Below are 14419 nucleotides of genomic sequence, written 5' to 3' on the forward strand. Positions count from 1 at the left end.
CGGCGTACCTGCACGGGCTGGCCGGCCGGGAGGCGGCGCGCGGCGGTCCGGTGACCGCGCCCGACGTGGCGGCGGCGTTGCGTCCGGTACTGGCCCGGCTGGGCTGATCCGGGCGGCGACGTCCGGGTGGCGACGGGCACCGCCCGGACGGCTCACGGCGCTGATGATCACTGACGGAAGTAGGCTGAGGACATGTGGCAGTCGGAGGTGCGCGTCGACCTGGACGCGATCCGGGAGAACGTGACCCGGCTCAAGGCCGGCACCAGCGCCGAGCTGATGGCGGTGGTCAAGGGCGACGGCTACGGCCACGGCATGGTGCCCGCCGCCCGGGCGGCGCTCGACGCGGGGGCGGACCAGCTAGGCGTCTGCACGCTGGACGAGGCGTTGCGGCTGCGTGAGGCGGGCATCACCGCGCCGGTGCTGGCCTGGCTGCTCGACCCCGGCCTGCCGCTGCACGACGGGATCACCGTCGGCGTCGACCTCGGCTGCGCCAGCCTCACCCAGCTCGACGAGATGATCGAGGCGAGCCGCCGGGCGGACCGCGCGGCCCGGCTGCACCTCAAGATCGACACCGGGCTGGCCCGGGGCGGCGCCACCGTCGCCGACTGGCCGACGCTGCTGGAGGCCGCCGCGAAGGCCCAGGCCGACGGCCTGGTCGAGGTGGTCGGCGTGTGGAGCCACTTCGTGTACGCCGACTCGCCCGGCCACCCCACCACCGACCGCCAGCTCGCCGTGTTCCACGAAGGGCTGGAGATGGTGACGCGCGCCGGGCTGCGTCCGCGCTACCGGCACCTGGCCAACTCGGCCGCTACGCTGACCCGGCCGGACACCCACTTCGACCTGGTCCGGCCCGGCATCGCCGTCTACGGGCTGTCGCCGGTCGCGGGCGAGCAGTTCGGCCTGCGTCCCGCCATGACCGCCCGCGCCCGGGTGATGCTCACCAAGCGCGTCGCGGCCGGCACCGGCGTCTCGTACGGGCACACCTACCTGACCGAGCAGGAGGCCAACCTCGCGGTGGTGCCGCTCGGCTACGCCGACGGGGTGCCCCGGCACGCCTCCAACACCGGCCCGGTGCACCTCGCCGGCAAGCGCCGGACCATCTCCGGGCGCGTCTGCATGGACCAGTTCGTGGTCGACTGCGGCGACGACGAGGTGGCCGCCGGCGACGTGGTGACGTTGTTCGGCAGTGGCGCGGACGGCGAGCCCACCGCCGACGACTGGGCCGAGGCGGTCGGCACCATCAACTACGAGATCGTGACCCGCTTCGGCGGCGTGCGCGTGCCCCGCGTCTACGACGGTGAGCGCGCATGAGTGTCCGGTTGCCGCGTCCGCGTACCGCCGCCGGCAAGGTCGCCGGGCTGGTCGGCGCCGCCGTCGGTGTGGCTGCCGCCGGGCTCGCGGCGGGCGTGGTGAGCGAGCGGGTCCTGGTCCGCCGGCTCAAGAACGACCCCACCGACAGGTACGCCGACGAGATCTTCGGCGAGCAGCGCTACGACGAGGCGTACCGGCTGGAGATGCCGGACGGCACCGACATCCACGTGGAGGTGGTCGAGCCGACCCGTCCGGTCGCCGGGCACCCGACAGTGGTGCTGGTGCACGGGTTCTGCCTGGACATGGGCACGTTCCACTTCCAGCGCAAGCGGCTCGCCGAGCGCGGCGACTACCGGGTGGTCGCGTACGACCAGCCGGGGCACGGCCGCTCCGGCCGGCTGGAGAGCGGCGAGTACGACCTGACCGCGCTGGGCCACACGCTGCGCCGGGTGCTCGACGAGGTGGCCCCGGAGGGTCCGCTGGTGCTGGTCGGGCACTCGATGGGCGGCATGACGATCATGGCGCTGGCCGAGCTGTACCCGGAGATGTTCGGTGACCGGGTGGTCGGCACCGTGCTGATGGCGACCTCGGGCGGCCTGGCGGCGGAGACCAAGCTGGTGGCGCCCGCGCTGCTCGGCCGCGTCGGCTCGCCGGTGCTCTACATGATGAGCAACGCCACCCGGTACGGCGGCACCGTGATCGACCGGGCGCGCCGGTCGACCTCGAACGTGGCCTGGCTGCTCACCCGCAAGTACGGCTTCGGCACGTCGAAGCCGAGCCCGGCCCTGGTGTCGTACGTCGAGATGATGAACTCGCGCACCTCGGCCGACACGGTCACCCGCTACCTGCGCACGATCGCCACCCACTCCCGGTTCCCGGCGCTGGCGGCGCTGGCCGGCACGCCGGTGCTGGTGATCGTGGGGGACAAGGACATGATCACGCCGGTGACGCACTCCGAGGAGATCGTCCGGCGGCTGCCGCACGCCGAGTTCGTGAAGATCGACGACAGCGGGCACGTGGTGATGCTGGAGCACGCCGACGAGGTGAACGCGGCGCTGGAGAGGTTCCTGGATTCGCTATGACGGTGATCGTGGAGCTGAAGACGGTCGACGACACCCACGAGTTCGGGCGGCGGCTTGCAGGTGTGCTGCGCGCCGGTGACCTGCTGCTGCTCAGCGGCCCGCTCGGGGCCGGCAAGACCGCGCTGACCCAGGGCATCGGCGCCGGCCTCGGCGTACGCGGGGACATCACCTCGCCCACCTTCGTCATCGCCCGGGTGCACCGGCCCGACCCGACGCGGGGCGGCCGGGTGACGCTCGTGCACGCCGACGCGTACCGCCTGGGTGAGGCCGCCGACCCGCGCGCGGAGATCGACGACCTCGACCTGGACGCCTCGGTGGACGAGGCGGTCACCGTGGTGGAGTGGGGCGAGGGGATGGTCGAGCAGCTGGTCGACGCGCACCTGCGGGTACGCATCGACCGCCGTGACGACGAAACCCGGGCGGTCACGCTGGAGCCGGTCGGCGGCGACTGGGCCGCCCGGGTCGCCGAACTGTCCTAGGGCTGAAGGGGCATCGTCCAGCAGTTGGAGTAGGCGGTGCGCCCCGCGAGCCGGTCGGTCAGCCAGGCCACCGCGTCGCCCTGATCGGTGATGAGCGGCGCCAGGTGGTTGGTGAGGAGCTTGTCGCCGAGGTTGGGCAGGCTGACGGCCTGGTAGGTCACGTTGGCGCCCTTGCGGCACCAGTCGACCGCCAGTTGGCGGGCCTGCCGGTGGGGCACGATGTCGTCCTGGACGCCTGTTGCCACGCGTACCGGGCCGGCGGGCTTGAGCGTGCCGATGCGCTGCCGGTCGAGGACGGCCTGGGCCTCGGGCGCGGCGGCGATGACGGCGGTGAGGGACCGTCCGCCGGTGATCCACCTGCTGCTCTTGGTGAACGCGTACCGGAGGATGGCGTCACCGACGCACATGGTCGAGGTGTCGGCGAGCGCCGCCCGGCCGGCGTCGTTGATGTTCGCCTCGATGACGTCCCGCACCGCCGGGTCGGACTGGGCGAAGCCGTTGAGCGACCAGCCCAGCGCCCCGGCCAGCGCGCTGCCGTCGATGCCGCCGATGACGGCGGTCAGGTCGGCCGGCGGCGCGCCGACGTAGGTTCCTGCGAGCGGCACGTCCGGCGCGTAGGTGGGCTGGAGTTCGGCGGCGGCGGCGCTGGCGCCGCCACCCTGGCTGTAGCCGTACAGGCCGACCCGGGACTGTGCGGTCACCGATGCTCCCGGCACCGTGCGGGCGGCGCGGGCCGCGTCGAGCAGGGCGCGTCCCTCGTCGAGGCGGTTGACGTACGTGTGCAGCCGGTCGGTCGCGCCCAGCCCGACGTAGTCGGTGACGACCACCGCGGCGCCGGTGGCGAGCAGGCGGTAGATCGCCAGGGCCTCGTAGCCGACGGACAGGGTGTCGCCGGTGAGGGTGAGCGGGTGTTGCAGTGCGAACGAGGGCGCGCACTGGTCGCCCTGCCCCATGGTGCCGGAGGCGACGGCGACCAGCGGGCGCGGTCCGGTGCCCCGCCACGCCGCCGACGGTTCGATGTAGGCGCCGGTCACGCCGACGGCCCGGCCGTTGGAGTCGGTGGACCTGTACATCAGGCGGGTGGCGGTGCCGGGCATCGGGCGGCCGTCGAGCCCGGGGATGCTCAGGCCGAGCGGCAGCGGCTCGGTACGGATCAGCGTGCCGTTGGTGGCGGGCAGGTCGGCGGGCGGGTGGTAGAAGGCGGGGATCGTCACGCCGCGGGAGACCACCGGCGTGGTGCCGTCGGCGGCTGCGGCTGCGCCGGATCCGGCCAGGAAGGTGGCTGCCGCCACGGCGACGGCCAGCATCCGGAGGCCGACCGCGCGGCGGGGGGAGGGGGCGGCTGAGGGCGTGCGGGGACGGGTGTTTCTCCTGCTCACGGGCACTCCTAGCGAGCATCGATGGTGGTGGATGCAAGCTAGCAGTGGTGGTGTGGCGTAAGTAACTTGCCAGTAGGTTACGCTCCGGTAACTTTTCTCGTCCAGTACCCGGCCCCGCCGCCGACCGGGAGTGTCGGTCGCGGCTGGTAAGAAGGTGGCGACCGACGAGGAGAGGTTGCCGATGCCCGACGCCCCCACCCTGGACCTGCCGGCGCTGCTGCCGGAGGCCTGGCGTGCCGTGCTCACCCCCCACCTGGACCCGGCCCGCACCGCGGCGCTGGCCGAGTTCGTCACCCGGGAGTACGCGACCGCCACTGTCTTCCCGCCGCTGGAGGACCTCTTCTCCGCCTACCGGCTGTGCGGGCCGGCCGACACCCGGGTGCTGATCCTCGGGCAGGACCCGTACCACAAGGCGGGCCAGGCGCACGGGCTGAGCTTCAGCGTGCGCGAGGGGGTGGCGGTGCCGCCGTCGCTGCGCAACGTCTTCAAGGAGCTGGGCGAGGACCTGGGCGTGCCGAAGCCGCGCAGCGGCAACCTCGACGGCTGGGCCGCGCAGGGTGTCCTGCTGCTCAACTCGGTGCTGACGGTCCGGCAGGCCACGCCCGGTTCGCACGCCAACAAGGGCTGGGAGGAGTTCACCGACGCCACCATCCGGGCGCTCGACGCGCTCGACCAGCGCGTGGTCTTCCTGCTCTGGGGCGGCTACGCGCGCAAGAAGGCGGCGCTGGTGACCAACCCGCAGCACGTGGTGCTGGAGGCCGGGCACCCGAGCCCGATGAACCCGCGCGGTTTCCTCGGCAGCCGCCCGTTCAGCGCCGCGAACAAGGCGCTGGCCGACGCGGGGCTGCCCACCATCGACTGGGAACGCTCAGCCGGCTGACCCGTCCGGCGCCTCGCCCGCCGCGGCGAGGCGCCGGCGGTACCGGGACAGCAGCTCGGCCGTGCGCCGGTCGGTCACCTCCACCTCGACCAGCGGCTCGACCGGGTACGTACGTTCGCCGAGGCGGACCTCGATGGGCTCGGGCAGCTCCTCGCACATCCGGGCCCGCAGTTCGCCGTAGCGGGTGAGCCAACGGTGCTCGCCCGGCTCCTCGGGCTCCGTGTGGATGCCGCCCCACTCCTGCCATCGGGCGTTCCAGCGCTGCGCGTAGATCCGATCGAGGAGCGCGCTGAACTGCGGCGAGTCCCGCCAGCGCACCGCGATCTCGACCGCGTCCACCGGCAGCGGCGCGCCCTGCAGCAGCGCCGCCGTGCCGCCCGACAGCACGTACGGCAGGTCGCCCAGGGCCTCCATGATCCGATCCAGCCGGAGGACTTCGATCCGCTCGGCAAGCACCGTCCCGGCCATCTCGTCCAGCGCGGCGTCCAGGTGACTGTCCAGCGGCTCGACCTCGATCCGCAGTTGCCGGCCGAGCGCGGCGAGCAGGCGTTCCGCGGTGGTCAGGCTCGGCAGCCGGTCGCCGCGTTCGATCCGGGCGATGGCGGCCTGACTGAGCCCGGACCGAGCGGCCAGCGCCTGCTGGGTGAGGCCTGCTTGTTCGCGTTCACGCCGCAGGATGCCGGCGATCTCTCGAACGAGGCGACTCTCCGTCATCTCCGGAGAATGGCAGTCCTCTTCCGAGCGTTATGCCTCTGAGTCATATTTATGACCCAGAGGCATAAGGCACTCACCTCTTCTCTTTAGTCCGGGCGCTACGCATCGTGACCGGGCGAGCGGCGAGGGCGTGCCGAGGGCGTGCCGGGCACGGGCGGGGCGGACGGCTAGGCTGGCTTACCGTGCTCGTACTCGTGGTGGACTCCTCGACGCCCGCGGTGACCGCGGCCCTTGCCGAGGTCTCGGTGGACGGCGTCGCGGTCCGCGCGTCCCGGTGCACAGTCGACGCCCGCGCCCACGGCGAGCTGCTCGCGCCGCAGGTCGACGCCGTGCTGGCGGATGTCGGCGCGCGCCCAGCCGACCTGGCCGCGATCGTCGCCGGCCTCGGCCCGGGCCCGTTCACCGGGCTGCGCGTCGGGCTGGTCACCGCCGCCGCCATGGGTCAGGTGCTCGGCGTACCGACGTACGGTGTCTGCTCGCTGGACGGGCTCGGCCACCCGGCGGCCGCAGGTGAGCCGGTGCTGGCGGCGAGCGACGCGCGGCGCCGGGAGATCTACTGGGCCGTCTACGACGGCGCCGGCCAGCGCCTGGTCGGCCCGGAGGTGGCGGCCCCGGCGGTGGTCGCCGAGCGGGCGCGCGACCTGGCGGTCACCGTCGCGGTCGGCGACGGCGCGCACCGGTACGCGGACGTGCTGGGGCTGCCGGTCCGCGACGAGCCGCGCTACCCGGACCCGCTGGCGCTGGCCCGGCTCGCCGCGCCGCGGATCCGCGCGGGCGCGCCCGGCGAGACGCTGACCCCGCTCTACCTGCGCCGCCCGGACGCGGTCGCGGCCACCGGCCACAAGCCGGTCCTGCCATGAGGCTGGGCCGGTTCCGCTGGTGGCACATCGACCAGGTGCTGCCCATCGAGGCGGACCTCTTCGGCGCCGAGCAGTGGTCGGCGGCGATGTTCTGGAACGAACTCGCCAACGGGCACTTCTACCTGGTCGCCACCGACGACGACGGCGCCGTGCTCGGCTACGCCGGGCTGGCCGTGTCCCCGCCCGACGAGGCGTGGGTGCAGAACGTCGCGGTGCGCCGGGACGCCCACCGCCGGGGGATCGGCCGGCTGCTGCTGGAGGCGCTGCTCGCCGAGGCGGCCCGGCGCGGCGCCCGCAGCACGCTGCTGGAGGTCGCCGCGGACAACGCGCCCGCGCAACGGCTCTACGCCACCTACGGGTTCGAGCCGATCGGCGTACGGCGCGGCTACTACCAACCGAGCAACACCGACGCGCTGGTCATGCAGCGCAACGAGGACTGACGCGCATGGCTGACGAACCCCTGATCCTCGGCATCGAGACCTCCTGCGACGAGACCGGCGTGGGCATCGTGCGCGGGCACACGCTGCTCGCCGACGCGCTCGCCTCCAGCGTCGAGGAGCACGCCCGGTTCGGCGGTGTGGTGCCCGAGGTGGCCAGCCGCGCCCACCTGGAGGCCATCGTGCCGACCATGGACCGGGCGCTGCGCGAGGCGGGCGTCACCCTCGCCGACATCGACGCCATCGCCGTGACCTCCGGGCCGGGCCTGGCCGGCGCGCTGCTCGTCGGGGTCGCCGCCGCCAAGGGGTACGCGGTGGCGGCGGAGAAGCCGGTGTACGGCGTGAACCACCTCGCCGCGCACGTCGCTGTGGACACGCTCGAACACGGCCCGCTGCCCGAGCCCGCCATCGCGCTGCTGGTCTCCGGCGGGCACTCCTCGCTGCTGCGCGTCGACGACCTCGCACGCGACGTCGTACCGCTCGGCGCCACCATCGACGACGCGGCCGGCGAGGCGTTCGACAAGGTGGCCCGGCTGCTCGGGCTGCCGTTCCCCGGCGGGCCGTACATCGACCGCGAGGCGCGCGCCGGTGACCCGGCGTCGATCGCCTTCCCGCGCGGGCTGACCGCCGCGAAGGACCTGGTCGGGCACCGGTACGACTTCTCCTTCTCCGGCCTGAAGACGGCTGTGGCCCGCTGGGTGGAGTCACGGCAGCGGGCCGGTGAGCCGGTGCCGGTCGCCGATGTGGCCGCGTCCTTTCAGGAGGCGGTCTGCGACGTGCTGGTCGGCAAGGCGATCGACGCCTGCCGCACCAGCGGCATCGACACGCTTGTCATCGGCGGCGGTGTGGCGGCCAACTCCCGGCTGCGGGCGATGGCCGAGCAGCGGGCCGGCAGGCACGGCATCCGGGTGCGTACGCCCCGGCCGAAGCTCTGCACGGACAACGGCGCGATGGTGGCCGCGCTCGGCTCCCACCTGGTGGCCGCGGGCGTCGCGCCGAGCCGGCTGGACCTGCCGGCCGACTCGGCGATGCCGCTGACAGTGGTCAGCGTGTGAGCGGGGAGGAGACCGACATGATCGTCCGGATCTGGGAGGCGAAGGCCGAGCCGTACGGCTTCGCCGACCTGATCACCTGGGTCTGCGAGACCGCGCTGCCCGAGTTCGAGCACGACCCGATGCATGTCTCCAGCGAGGTGTTCTCCTCCACCGACCACCGGCTCGTGGTCATCTCCAAGTGGCGGAACAACCCCCGGGAACTGCCCGAACCGCCGGCACGCCTGATCGCCCGCCCGCCGCACAGCTGGGACTTCACCCAGGTCGACCGCTGACGCCGCTGCTTCGCTAGGACCGGCGGGTCAGCCGCCAGGTCGCGTACCCGCCGGTGCCGAGCGCGATCAGGAACACCGCCCACACCACACCGGTGCCCACCTGGAGTCCACCGCCGCTGCCCACGTTGGCCTGGGCGGCGGCGACGAGCGAGTCGCTCTGCGCGGGCGGCAGCGCGGCCGGCGGCAACTGCTGCCAGCGCACCAGCCCGGTGCTCTCCAGCATGGTCATGTGGTCGTTGACGAACGTGTTGGCGTCCTCGGCCAGCTTGCGCACGATCGGGTCGCGGGTGCTGGCCCGGACCGCGCCGATCACCGGGAAGATCTTGCCGTGGGCGACCCGCAGCCGGGTGACGAAGATCTGGTCGAACCGGGCGCCGGTGGCGTTCTGCATCTCGGTCAGCCACCCCTTCTGCTCGGCCGTCGGATCGGTCGGCAGGGTGGCTCCGAGCTTGTTGGCCGCCTCGACCACCAGCTGGTCCAGCTCCGCGTGCTGCTTGGCGATCTCCGCGCCGACCTCGCGTACCCGGGCGGACTGGCCCTTCTCGGCCGCCATCTGCCCGGCCGGCATCTCCCACAGCCCGGCCAGCCGTACGCCGTTGAGCAGCGTCATGTCGGCGGCGTTCATCTGCACGCCGGGGTTGGGTGCGGCCTGCGCCGTCCCGGGAACGACGCCGATCCCCGCGCCCAGCGCGGCGAGCAGCAGTACCACCCGGTGCGCCAGCTTGCGGCGTGCGGATTCCAGCGATGCCATGGTTGCGGTGCCTCCTCGGTCCGGACCGGTACGCGGGGTCGTGGACGGCCGCGCAAGCCGGCCGCCCGTCCGCACACTGGTACGGATCGGCGGGCCGATCAGTTCAGCGGGTCGGCGAGGAGTCGTTCGAACGCCAGCTCCGCGGCGCCGATCAGCGCCGCGTCGTCACCGAGCTTCGGGGTACGCAGCCGCACGTGCTCCAGGCACGCGGGCAGCCCGTTGGAGTTGAGCCGGCTGCGTACCTGCGCGGCGGAGGCCAGGTAGAGGTCGCGCATGGTGCCGCCGAAGATGACCATCTCCGGGTTGAAGATGTTCACCAGATTCGCGACGCCGAAGCCGAGCCAGTCGCCGGCCTGCCGTACCGCGGTCTGGGCGCGGGCGTCACCGCGGTCGGCGGCGTCGAAGACGGCGAGCAGCGCGTCCCGGCCACGTGCCTCGGACCGGCCGGCGGCGCGCAGCAGCCCGTGCTCGCCGATCTCGGTCTCCCAGCAGCCGCGCCGGCCGCAGTCGCAGCGCACCCCGTCGCGGACCACCACCATGTGGCCGACCTCGCCGCCGTAGCCGCCGTGGCCTCTCAGCCGCCGCCCTCCGGCGATGATGCCCGCGCCCACACCGACGTCGCCGTAGATGTAGATGACGTTGTCGCAGCCGACCGCCGCGCCCCGGGCGTGCTCGGCGTACGCGGCCACGTCGGCCACGTTGCCCACCGTGATCGGTACGTCTATCCCCAGCTCGACGGCGAGCGCCGCGCCGATCGGCTCGTCCACCCAGCCGGTTGTGGGGCTGAGCCGGACCAGACCGTCCTCCCGGCGGACCATGCCGCACACCGCCAGCCCGGCGCCCACGCAGACCGCGTCCGCCGGCACCGACTGGTGCATCTCCTTGACCGCGCCCGCGAGCAGCGGGGCGGCCTCCCCGGCGACCAGGTTGCGCGGCCGGTCCATCTCCCGGCGGTCGAGCACCTCACCGCCGAGCCCGACCCGCGCGGCCCGCAGCCGGTCCACCTCGACGCTGTACGCGTACGCGTAGACCCGTTCCGACTCGGGCCGGACGACGAGTGACGGTCGTCCGGCCCGGCCGGTCTCCTTCGGCGTCCCCTCGCTGACCAGACCGGCGCCGGCCAGGTCCGCGGTCAGCGCGCCGATGGTGCTGCGGTTGAGGCCGAGCGCGGTGGTCAGCTCGGCCCGGGTGGTGGCGCCGTGAACGTGTACGTAGCGGAGCAATGCGCCCAGGTTCTGCCGACGGATCTCGTCCTGACTGGGGCCCGCGCGCATTGCCACTGCCATGGTGTTTCCGTACCCCTGCTCAGCGGTTGCCGGTGGCGGCGGCCCGCCGACGCGACAGCGCGTCGATGGTCGCCGCGGCGAGCAGCACCACACCGGTGACCACGTACTTCACGCCCGAGCTGTATCCCATCAGTCCCATACCGTTGTCGATGACCGCTACCACCGCGCCACCGAGCACGGCGTCGAGGATGCGGCCCTTGCCACCGAAGAGGCTGGTGCCGCCGATCACCGCCGCGCCGACGGCGTAGAGCAGTACGTTACTGCCACCGGTGTTGGGGTCGACCGAGTTGCCCCTGCTGGCGGCCACGATGCCACCGATGGCGGCCATCGAGGAGCAGATGACGAAGACGGAGATACGGATGCGGTCGACGTTGATGCCGGCCCGGCGGGCCGCCTCGGCGTTGCCGCCGACCGCGTAGATGTGCCGTCCGTAGCTGGTGCGCTGGAGCACGAACGTCCAGACGATCAGCAGCACCGCGATGATCGGCACCACGATCGGCACGCCCTTGAGCGAGGTGATCAGCACGTTGCGGCTGCGCTCCAGGTTGAGCACGTAGACCGCCACGCCGAGGATCACGGCCAGGCCGGCGATCCGCGCGCCGACCACCGTGAGCGGGTCGGTGAGCAGGCCACGGGCGGCCCGGTTGCGGTACCGGAGCAACTGCACCGCCGCGTACCCGGCGACGGCCACCGCGGCGAGCGCCCAGCCCAGCGCGGGGGAGAGGTTGCGGTTGGCGATCGCGACGAGCACGTCGTCGCGGATCGCGATGTTGGCGCCCTCGTCCATCAGCGTCAGCACGACACCCTGGAAGGCGAGGAACCCGGCGAGCGTGACCACGAAGGACGGGATGCCGACCTTGGCGACCAGCAGGCCCAGCACGGTGCCGATCACCACACCGGTGACGACGGCGGCGAGCACCGCCACGTACCAGGGGTAGCCGAGCACTGTCACGACGTTGGCCAGGATCGCGGCACAGACGCCGCTGGCGAAGCCGGCGGAGAGGTCGATCTCGCCGAGCAGCAGGACGAAGACCAGGCCCATGGCGATGAGCGTGACCGCCGCGCCCTGGGTGAACAGGTTCGCCAGGTTGCCGGCGGTGAAGAACGACGGGCGGGCGATCGAGAAGCCCACCGCCAGCGCCACGAGCATCACCACAGCGGGGAGCGCGCCGATGTCGCCGCCGCGTACCCGGCGCCAGTAGTTGTTCACGTGGCTGTTCAGGGTCGGTGTCGGCGCGACGCCGGCCGGGCCTTCCTTCTTCACGACGATGGCGGTCATCGGACGGCTCCTGGGGTGGTGTCGGCGGGCGCGGCGCCGTTGCCGCCCGGCTCGCCGGTGAGGCCGAGGCTGCCGGAGCGGCCGGCGGTGATCAGCTCGACCACCTGCGAGTGGGTGATGTCTGTGGTCTTCACCTGGGCGACCATCTGGCCGAGGTAGAGCGCGGCGATCCGGTCGGAGACGGCGAAGACGTCGTTCATGTTGTGCGAGATGAGCACCACGGCCAGGCCGTTGTCGGCCAGCCGGCGCACCAGTTCCAGCACCTGGGCGGTCTGCGCGACGCCGAGCGCGGCGGTCGGCTCGTCCAGGATGACCAGCCGGCTGTTCCACAGCACCGCCTTGGCGATGGCGACTGTCTGCCGCTGGCCGCCGGAGAGGCTTGCCACGTGCTGGCGCAGCGACTTCACGGTGCGCACGCTCAGCCCGGCGAGCGTCTCGGCGGCCATCTGCTCCATGGTCGGCTCGTCGAGCACGATGCCGCTGCGCTTCTCCCGGCCGAGGAACATGTTCTGGACGATGTCGAGGTTGTCGCAGAGCGCGAGGTCCTGGTAGACGACCTCGATCCCGAGCGCGGCGGCGTCCCGGGGGCTGTTGATGGTCACCGGCCGGCCGTCGAAGAGGAACTCGCCGGCGTCGGTGGGGTGGATGCCGCTGATGCACTTGACCAGGGTCGACTTGCCGGCGCCGTTGTCACCGACGAGCGCGGTCACCTCGCCGGGGTGCGCGGCGAAGGCGACGTCACGCAGCACCTGGACGGGACCGAAGCTCTTGTCGATCCCGCGTAGCTCCAGCAGGGGGGTTGCGGACACGGGGTTCTCCTTTGGGCGGAGGGAGGTCTCGGATCCCGTCCGGCGCCGCCTGAGGCGGGTGGGTCAGCTCACGCCGGCGTCGGTGCAGAGCTTCGCGAAGGCACCGGTGCAGAGCTCTTCCTTGGTGACGTAGCCGTCGGCCACCACGTCCTTGACGTTGTCCTTGTAGATGGCCTTGGGCTCCAGCAGCACGGCCGGCACGTCCCGGTTGCCCTCCGGGTCCTTGACCGTCTGGCCGGTGTCCTTCTTCTCGCCCTTGGCGAGCGCGATGGCCAGCTCGGCGGCAGCGTCCGCCTCCTTCTTGACCGCCTTGTAGACGGTCATGCACTGGTCACCGGCGAGGATGTTCTGCAGGCCCTCCTTGGTGGCGTCCTGACCGGTCACCGGGACCTTGCCGTTGAGCTTGTTCTTTTTCAGCACCGAGATGGCCGCGTTGCCGAGACCGTCGTTGGCGGCGAGCACGCCGTCGATCTTGCCGCCGGCCTTGGTCATCTGCTGCTCGAAGATCGTGGCGGCCTGCGCGTTGTCCCACGCCGGTACCGGGTCGTCGGCGACCTTGGTGTACTCCTTCGAGTCGAACTTCGGCTTGAGCACCGAGTCGTACCCGTTCTTGAACAGGGTGGCGTTGTTGTCGGTCGGCGAGCCGTTGAGGTACGCGATCGACGGGTTCTTGACGCCCTTGTCGGTCAGGCACTTGCTCAGGCCCTCGCCCTGGAGCTTGCCGACCGCCTCGTTGTCGAAGCTGACGTAGTACTGGGCGGAGCCGCCCAGGGTCAGCCGGTCGTAGTCGATGGTCGCCACGCCCTGCGACTTGGCCTTGTCGAGCACGGCCTTGCCGGTGCCGGAGTCCAGGTTGACGATCATCAGGACGTTGACGCCGTTGGTGATCATCTGGTCGGCGATGGTCTGGAACGCGGTCTTGTCGTTCTGCGCGTTCTGGATGTCGGACTCGACGCCGGCCGCGTCGAACGCCGCCTTGAGGTACTTGCGGTCCGCGCCCTCCCAGCGGGCGGAGGACTTGCTGTCCGGCAGGATCACGCCGATCTTCGGCTTCTTGGCGTTGGAGCCGCCGCCGGCCTCGTCGGAAGAACCGCCGTTGTCACCGCAGGCGGCCATGCTGCCGGTCGCGAGGAGACCGACGGCCGCGAAGGTGAGGAAGCCCTTGCGCATGTGCAGGGTCCTTTCGGAGGTGGGGGAGTGGTGATGTTTTGTTGTGTCCGGCAACGTATTCCCCGCCCTCCATCAGTCGCAAGACTGTCGAGGTCAGAAGTTTGTTGGAGGCGGTAACAATTCCGCAACGTCGGCGACACGCCCGCCCCGTGGGTGCGGCTCCTCGCGGAGCCCGCGCAGGTGGCAGGTGGCGTGGCGGACGGCGGTGCGGGGTGTGGCGCCAGGGTCGGGCCGGAGTGCCACATTCCGTGACGGTCTCTTGACGCGGTGCGGAAGTTCCACGAAGATCCAGCTATACATCGACAGGCGTTCACGTCTTCCTCCGTATGGGAGCGCTGTCGACGCGACTCACAGGGGTGTCCTCATGCGTGTCGAATTCTGCTCCGCACATGACAGGTCGCGCCCGTGAGTGCCGCCGAACTCCTCGCCACCATGTCGATCTGCGTGGTCTCGGCGGTCCTCGTCTGCTCCGGCCTCGGCAAGCTGGCCGCGCCCAGGCATGCTCGCCAGCTCTTCATGTCGCTCCTGCCGGTGCGTCGCGGCACGGCCCTCTCGCTGGTGCGGGCGGTTGCGGTCGTCGAGGCCGTCGTCGGTGCGGCCCTGCTCGTGCCGGCCGGCCGGCCGGCCGCCGCCGCGGCGACCGCCGGCCTGGGGG

Annotated in this window: 16 protein-coding genes; 9 read left to right on the forward strand and 7 right to left on the reverse strand. The window is 72.2% G+C overall.

Annotated features, from left to right (window positions below):
* Positions 1-192: 192 nt before the first annotated feature.
* The 3 genes from alr to tsaE are packed head-to-tail and all read left to right on the forward strand — an operon-like array spanning position 193 to position 2872.
* A complete protein-coding gene (gene alr / locus AC2CHG_RS23835; protein WP_355506235.1) occupies positions 193-1311 on the forward strand; it encodes an alanine racemase in 1119 nt (372 codons plus the stop codon).
* Complete coding sequence (locus tag AC2CHG_RS23840) at positions 1308-2393, forward strand: alpha/beta fold hydrolase (RefSeq protein WP_262013058.1); 1086 nt, start codon at positions 1308-1310, stop codon at positions 2391-2393. Before alr ends, AC2CHG_RS23840 begins: the two co-directional genes overlap by 4 nt.
* A complete protein-coding gene (gene tsaE / locus AC2CHG_RS23845) occupies positions 2390-2872 on the forward strand; it encodes a tRNA (adenosine(37)-N6)-threonylcarbamoyltransferase complex ATPase subunit type 1 TsaE (RefSeq protein ID WP_484525614.1) in 483 nt (160 codons plus the stop codon). Before AC2CHG_RS23840 ends, tsaE begins: the two co-directional genes overlap by 4 nt.
* Here tsaE and AC2CHG_RS23850 read toward each other — a convergent pair.
* A complete protein-coding gene (locus AC2CHG_RS23850; protein ID WP_484525615.1) occupies positions 2869-4251 on the reverse strand; it encodes a lipase family protein in 1383 nt (460 codons plus the stop codon). The two genes, tsaE and AC2CHG_RS23850, sit on opposite strands and share 4 nt — an antisense overlap.
* A 181-nt stretch (positions 4252-4432) precedes the next feature.
* Here AC2CHG_RS23850 and ung point away from each other — a divergent pair, with 181 nt between their 5' ends.
* The gene (ung, locus tag AC2CHG_RS23855; RefSeq protein ID WP_194801536.1) at positions 4433-5131 is read left to right on the forward strand and encodes a uracil-DNA glycosylase; all 699 of its coding nucleotides are present in this window, start codon (positions 4433-4435) and stop codon (positions 5129-5131) included.
* On the opposite strand, the gene AC2CHG_RS23860 is transcribed toward ung, so the two are convergent.
* Entirely contained in the window at positions 5120-5845 is a 726-nt protein-coding gene (locus AC2CHG_RS23860) for a helix-turn-helix domain-containing protein (RefSeq protein WP_484525616.1), read from the reverse strand. The two genes, ung and AC2CHG_RS23860, sit on opposite strands and share 12 nt — an antisense overlap.
* 182 nt (positions 5846-6027) lie before the next feature.
* Here AC2CHG_RS23860 and tsaB point away from each other — a divergent pair, with 182 nt between their 5' ends.
* The 4 genes from tsaB to AC2CHG_RS23880 are packed head-to-tail and all read left to right on the forward strand — an operon-like array spanning position 6028 to position 8469.
* Positions 6028-6705, forward strand: a complete 678-nt coding sequence (gene tsaB / locus AC2CHG_RS23865; RefSeq protein ID WP_484525617.1) for a tRNA (adenosine(37)-N6)-threonylcarbamoyltransferase complex dimerization subunit type 1 TsaB — start codon at positions 6028-6030, stop codon at positions 6703-6705.
* Entirely contained in the window at positions 6702-7145 is a 444-nt protein-coding gene (gene rimI, locus AC2CHG_RS23870) for a ribosomal protein S18-alanine N-acetyltransferase (protein ID WP_355506247.1), read from the forward strand. Before tsaB ends, rimI begins: the two co-directional genes overlap by 4 nt.
* A gap of 5 nt (positions 7146-7150) precedes the next feature.
* A complete protein-coding gene (gene tsaD, locus AC2CHG_RS23875; protein ID WP_355506249.1) occupies positions 7151-8197 on the forward strand; it encodes a tRNA (adenosine(37)-N6)-threonylcarbamoyltransferase complex transferase subunit TsaD in 1047 nt (348 codons plus the stop codon).
* A 17-nt stretch (positions 8198-8214) separates the two neighbouring features.
* On the forward strand, positions 8215-8469 hold the full coding sequence (locus AC2CHG_RS23880) for a hypothetical protein (protein WP_484525618.1): 255 nt from the start codon (positions 8215-8217) through the stop codon (positions 8467-8469).
* 13 nt (positions 8470-8482) lie between these two features.
* Here AC2CHG_RS23880 and AC2CHG_RS23885 read toward each other — a convergent pair whose 3' ends face one another.
* The 5 genes from AC2CHG_RS23885 to AC2CHG_RS23905 all read right to left on the reverse strand — a co-directional run bounded on the left by AC2CHG_RS23885 (position 8483) and on the right by AC2CHG_RS23905 (position 13764).
* Positions 8483-9220, reverse strand: a complete 738-nt coding sequence (locus tag AC2CHG_RS23885) for a DUF4142 domain-containing protein (protein WP_194801382.1) — start codon at positions 9218-9220, stop codon at positions 8483-8485.
* Positions 9221-9318: 98 nt separating this feature from the next.
* Entirely contained in the window at positions 9319-10494 is a 1176-nt protein-coding gene (locus AC2CHG_RS23890) for an ROK family protein (RefSeq protein ID WP_484525620.1), read from the reverse strand.
* A gap of 31 nt (positions 10495-10525) precedes the next feature.
* Positions 10526-11785, reverse strand: a complete 1260-nt coding sequence (locus AC2CHG_RS23895) for a sugar ABC transporter permease (protein ID WP_355506251.1) — start codon at positions 11783-11785, stop codon at positions 10526-10528.
* Positions 11782-12594 carry an ATP-binding cassette domain-containing protein gene (locus tag AC2CHG_RS23900; protein WP_120573138.1) on the reverse strand — a complete coding sequence of 271 codons (813 nt, stop codon included), beginning with the start codon at positions 12592-12594 and terminating at the stop codon, positions 11782-11784. Before AC2CHG_RS23900 ends, AC2CHG_RS23895 begins: the two co-directional genes overlap by 4 nt.
* A gap of 63 nt (positions 12595-12657) precedes the next feature.
* Positions 12658-13764 (reverse strand): sugar ABC transporter substrate-binding protein, encoded by a 1107-nt coding sequence (locus AC2CHG_RS23905; RefSeq protein WP_355506254.1) that lies wholly within the window; start codon positions 13762-13764, stop codon positions 12658-12660.
* 405 nt (positions 13765-14169) lie between these two features.
* Between AC2CHG_RS23905 and AC2CHG_RS23910 the strand changes: the two genes are divergently transcribed.
* Positions 14170-14419, forward strand: a 250-nt coding sequence (locus AC2CHG_RS23910; RefSeq protein WP_484525619.1) for a MauE/DoxX family redox-associated membrane protein, incomplete at its 3' end; no start/stop codon positions are given.

Source organism: Micromonospora sp. ATLC20 (genome assembly GCF_057196585.1).

What these genes read in the sequence shown, in the direction of transcription:
- ung (WP_194801536.1), top strand. Translation starts at nt 4,433, where the DNA reads ATGCCCGACGCCCCCACCCTGGACCTGCCGGCGCTGCTGCCGGAGGCC.
- AC2CHG_RS23890 (WP_484525620.1), bottom strand. Translation starts at nt 10,494, where the DNA reads ATGCGCGCGGGCCCCAGTCAGGACGAGATCCGTCGGCAGAACCTGGGC.
- alr (WP_355506235.1), top strand. Translation starts at nt 193, where the DNA reads ATGTGGCAGTCGGAGGTGCGCGTCGACCTGGACGCGATCCGGGAGAAC.
- tsaE (WP_484525614.1), top strand. Translation starts at nt 2,390, where the DNA reads ATGACGGTGATCGTGGAGCTGAAGACGGTCGACGACACCCACGAGTTC.
- AC2CHG_RS23885 (WP_194801382.1), bottom strand. Translation starts at nt 9,220, where the DNA reads ATGGCATCGCTGGAATCCGCACGCCGCAAGCTGGCGCACCGGGTGGTA.
- rimI (WP_355506247.1), top strand. Translation starts at nt 6,702, where the DNA reads ATGAGGCTGGGCCGGTTCCGCTGGTGGCACATCGACCAGGTGCTGCCC.
- tsaD (WP_355506249.1), top strand. Translation starts at nt 7,151, where the DNA reads ATGGCTGACGAACCCCTGATCCTCGGCATCGAGACCTCCTGCGACGAG.
- AC2CHG_RS23895 (WP_355506251.1), bottom strand. Translation starts at nt 11,785, where the DNA reads ATGACCGCCATCGTCGTGAAGAAGGAAGGCCCGGCCGGCGTCGCGCCG.
- AC2CHG_RS23905 (WP_355506254.1), bottom strand. Translation starts at nt 13,764, where the DNA reads ATGCGCAAGGGCTTCCTCACCTTCGCGGCCGTCGGTCTCCTCGCGACC.
- AC2CHG_RS23860 (WP_484525616.1), bottom strand. Translation starts at nt 5,845, where the DNA reads ATGACGGAGAGTCGCCTCGTTCGAGAGATCGCCGGCATCCTGCGGCGT.
- AC2CHG_RS23840 (WP_262013058.1), top strand. Translation starts at nt 1,308, where the DNA reads ATGAGTGTCCGGTTGCCGCGTCCGCGTACCGCCGCCGGCAAGGTCGCC.
- AC2CHG_RS23880 (WP_484525618.1), top strand. Translation starts at nt 8,215, where the DNA reads ATGATCGTCCGGATCTGGGAGGCGAAGGCCGAGCCGTACGGCTTCGCC.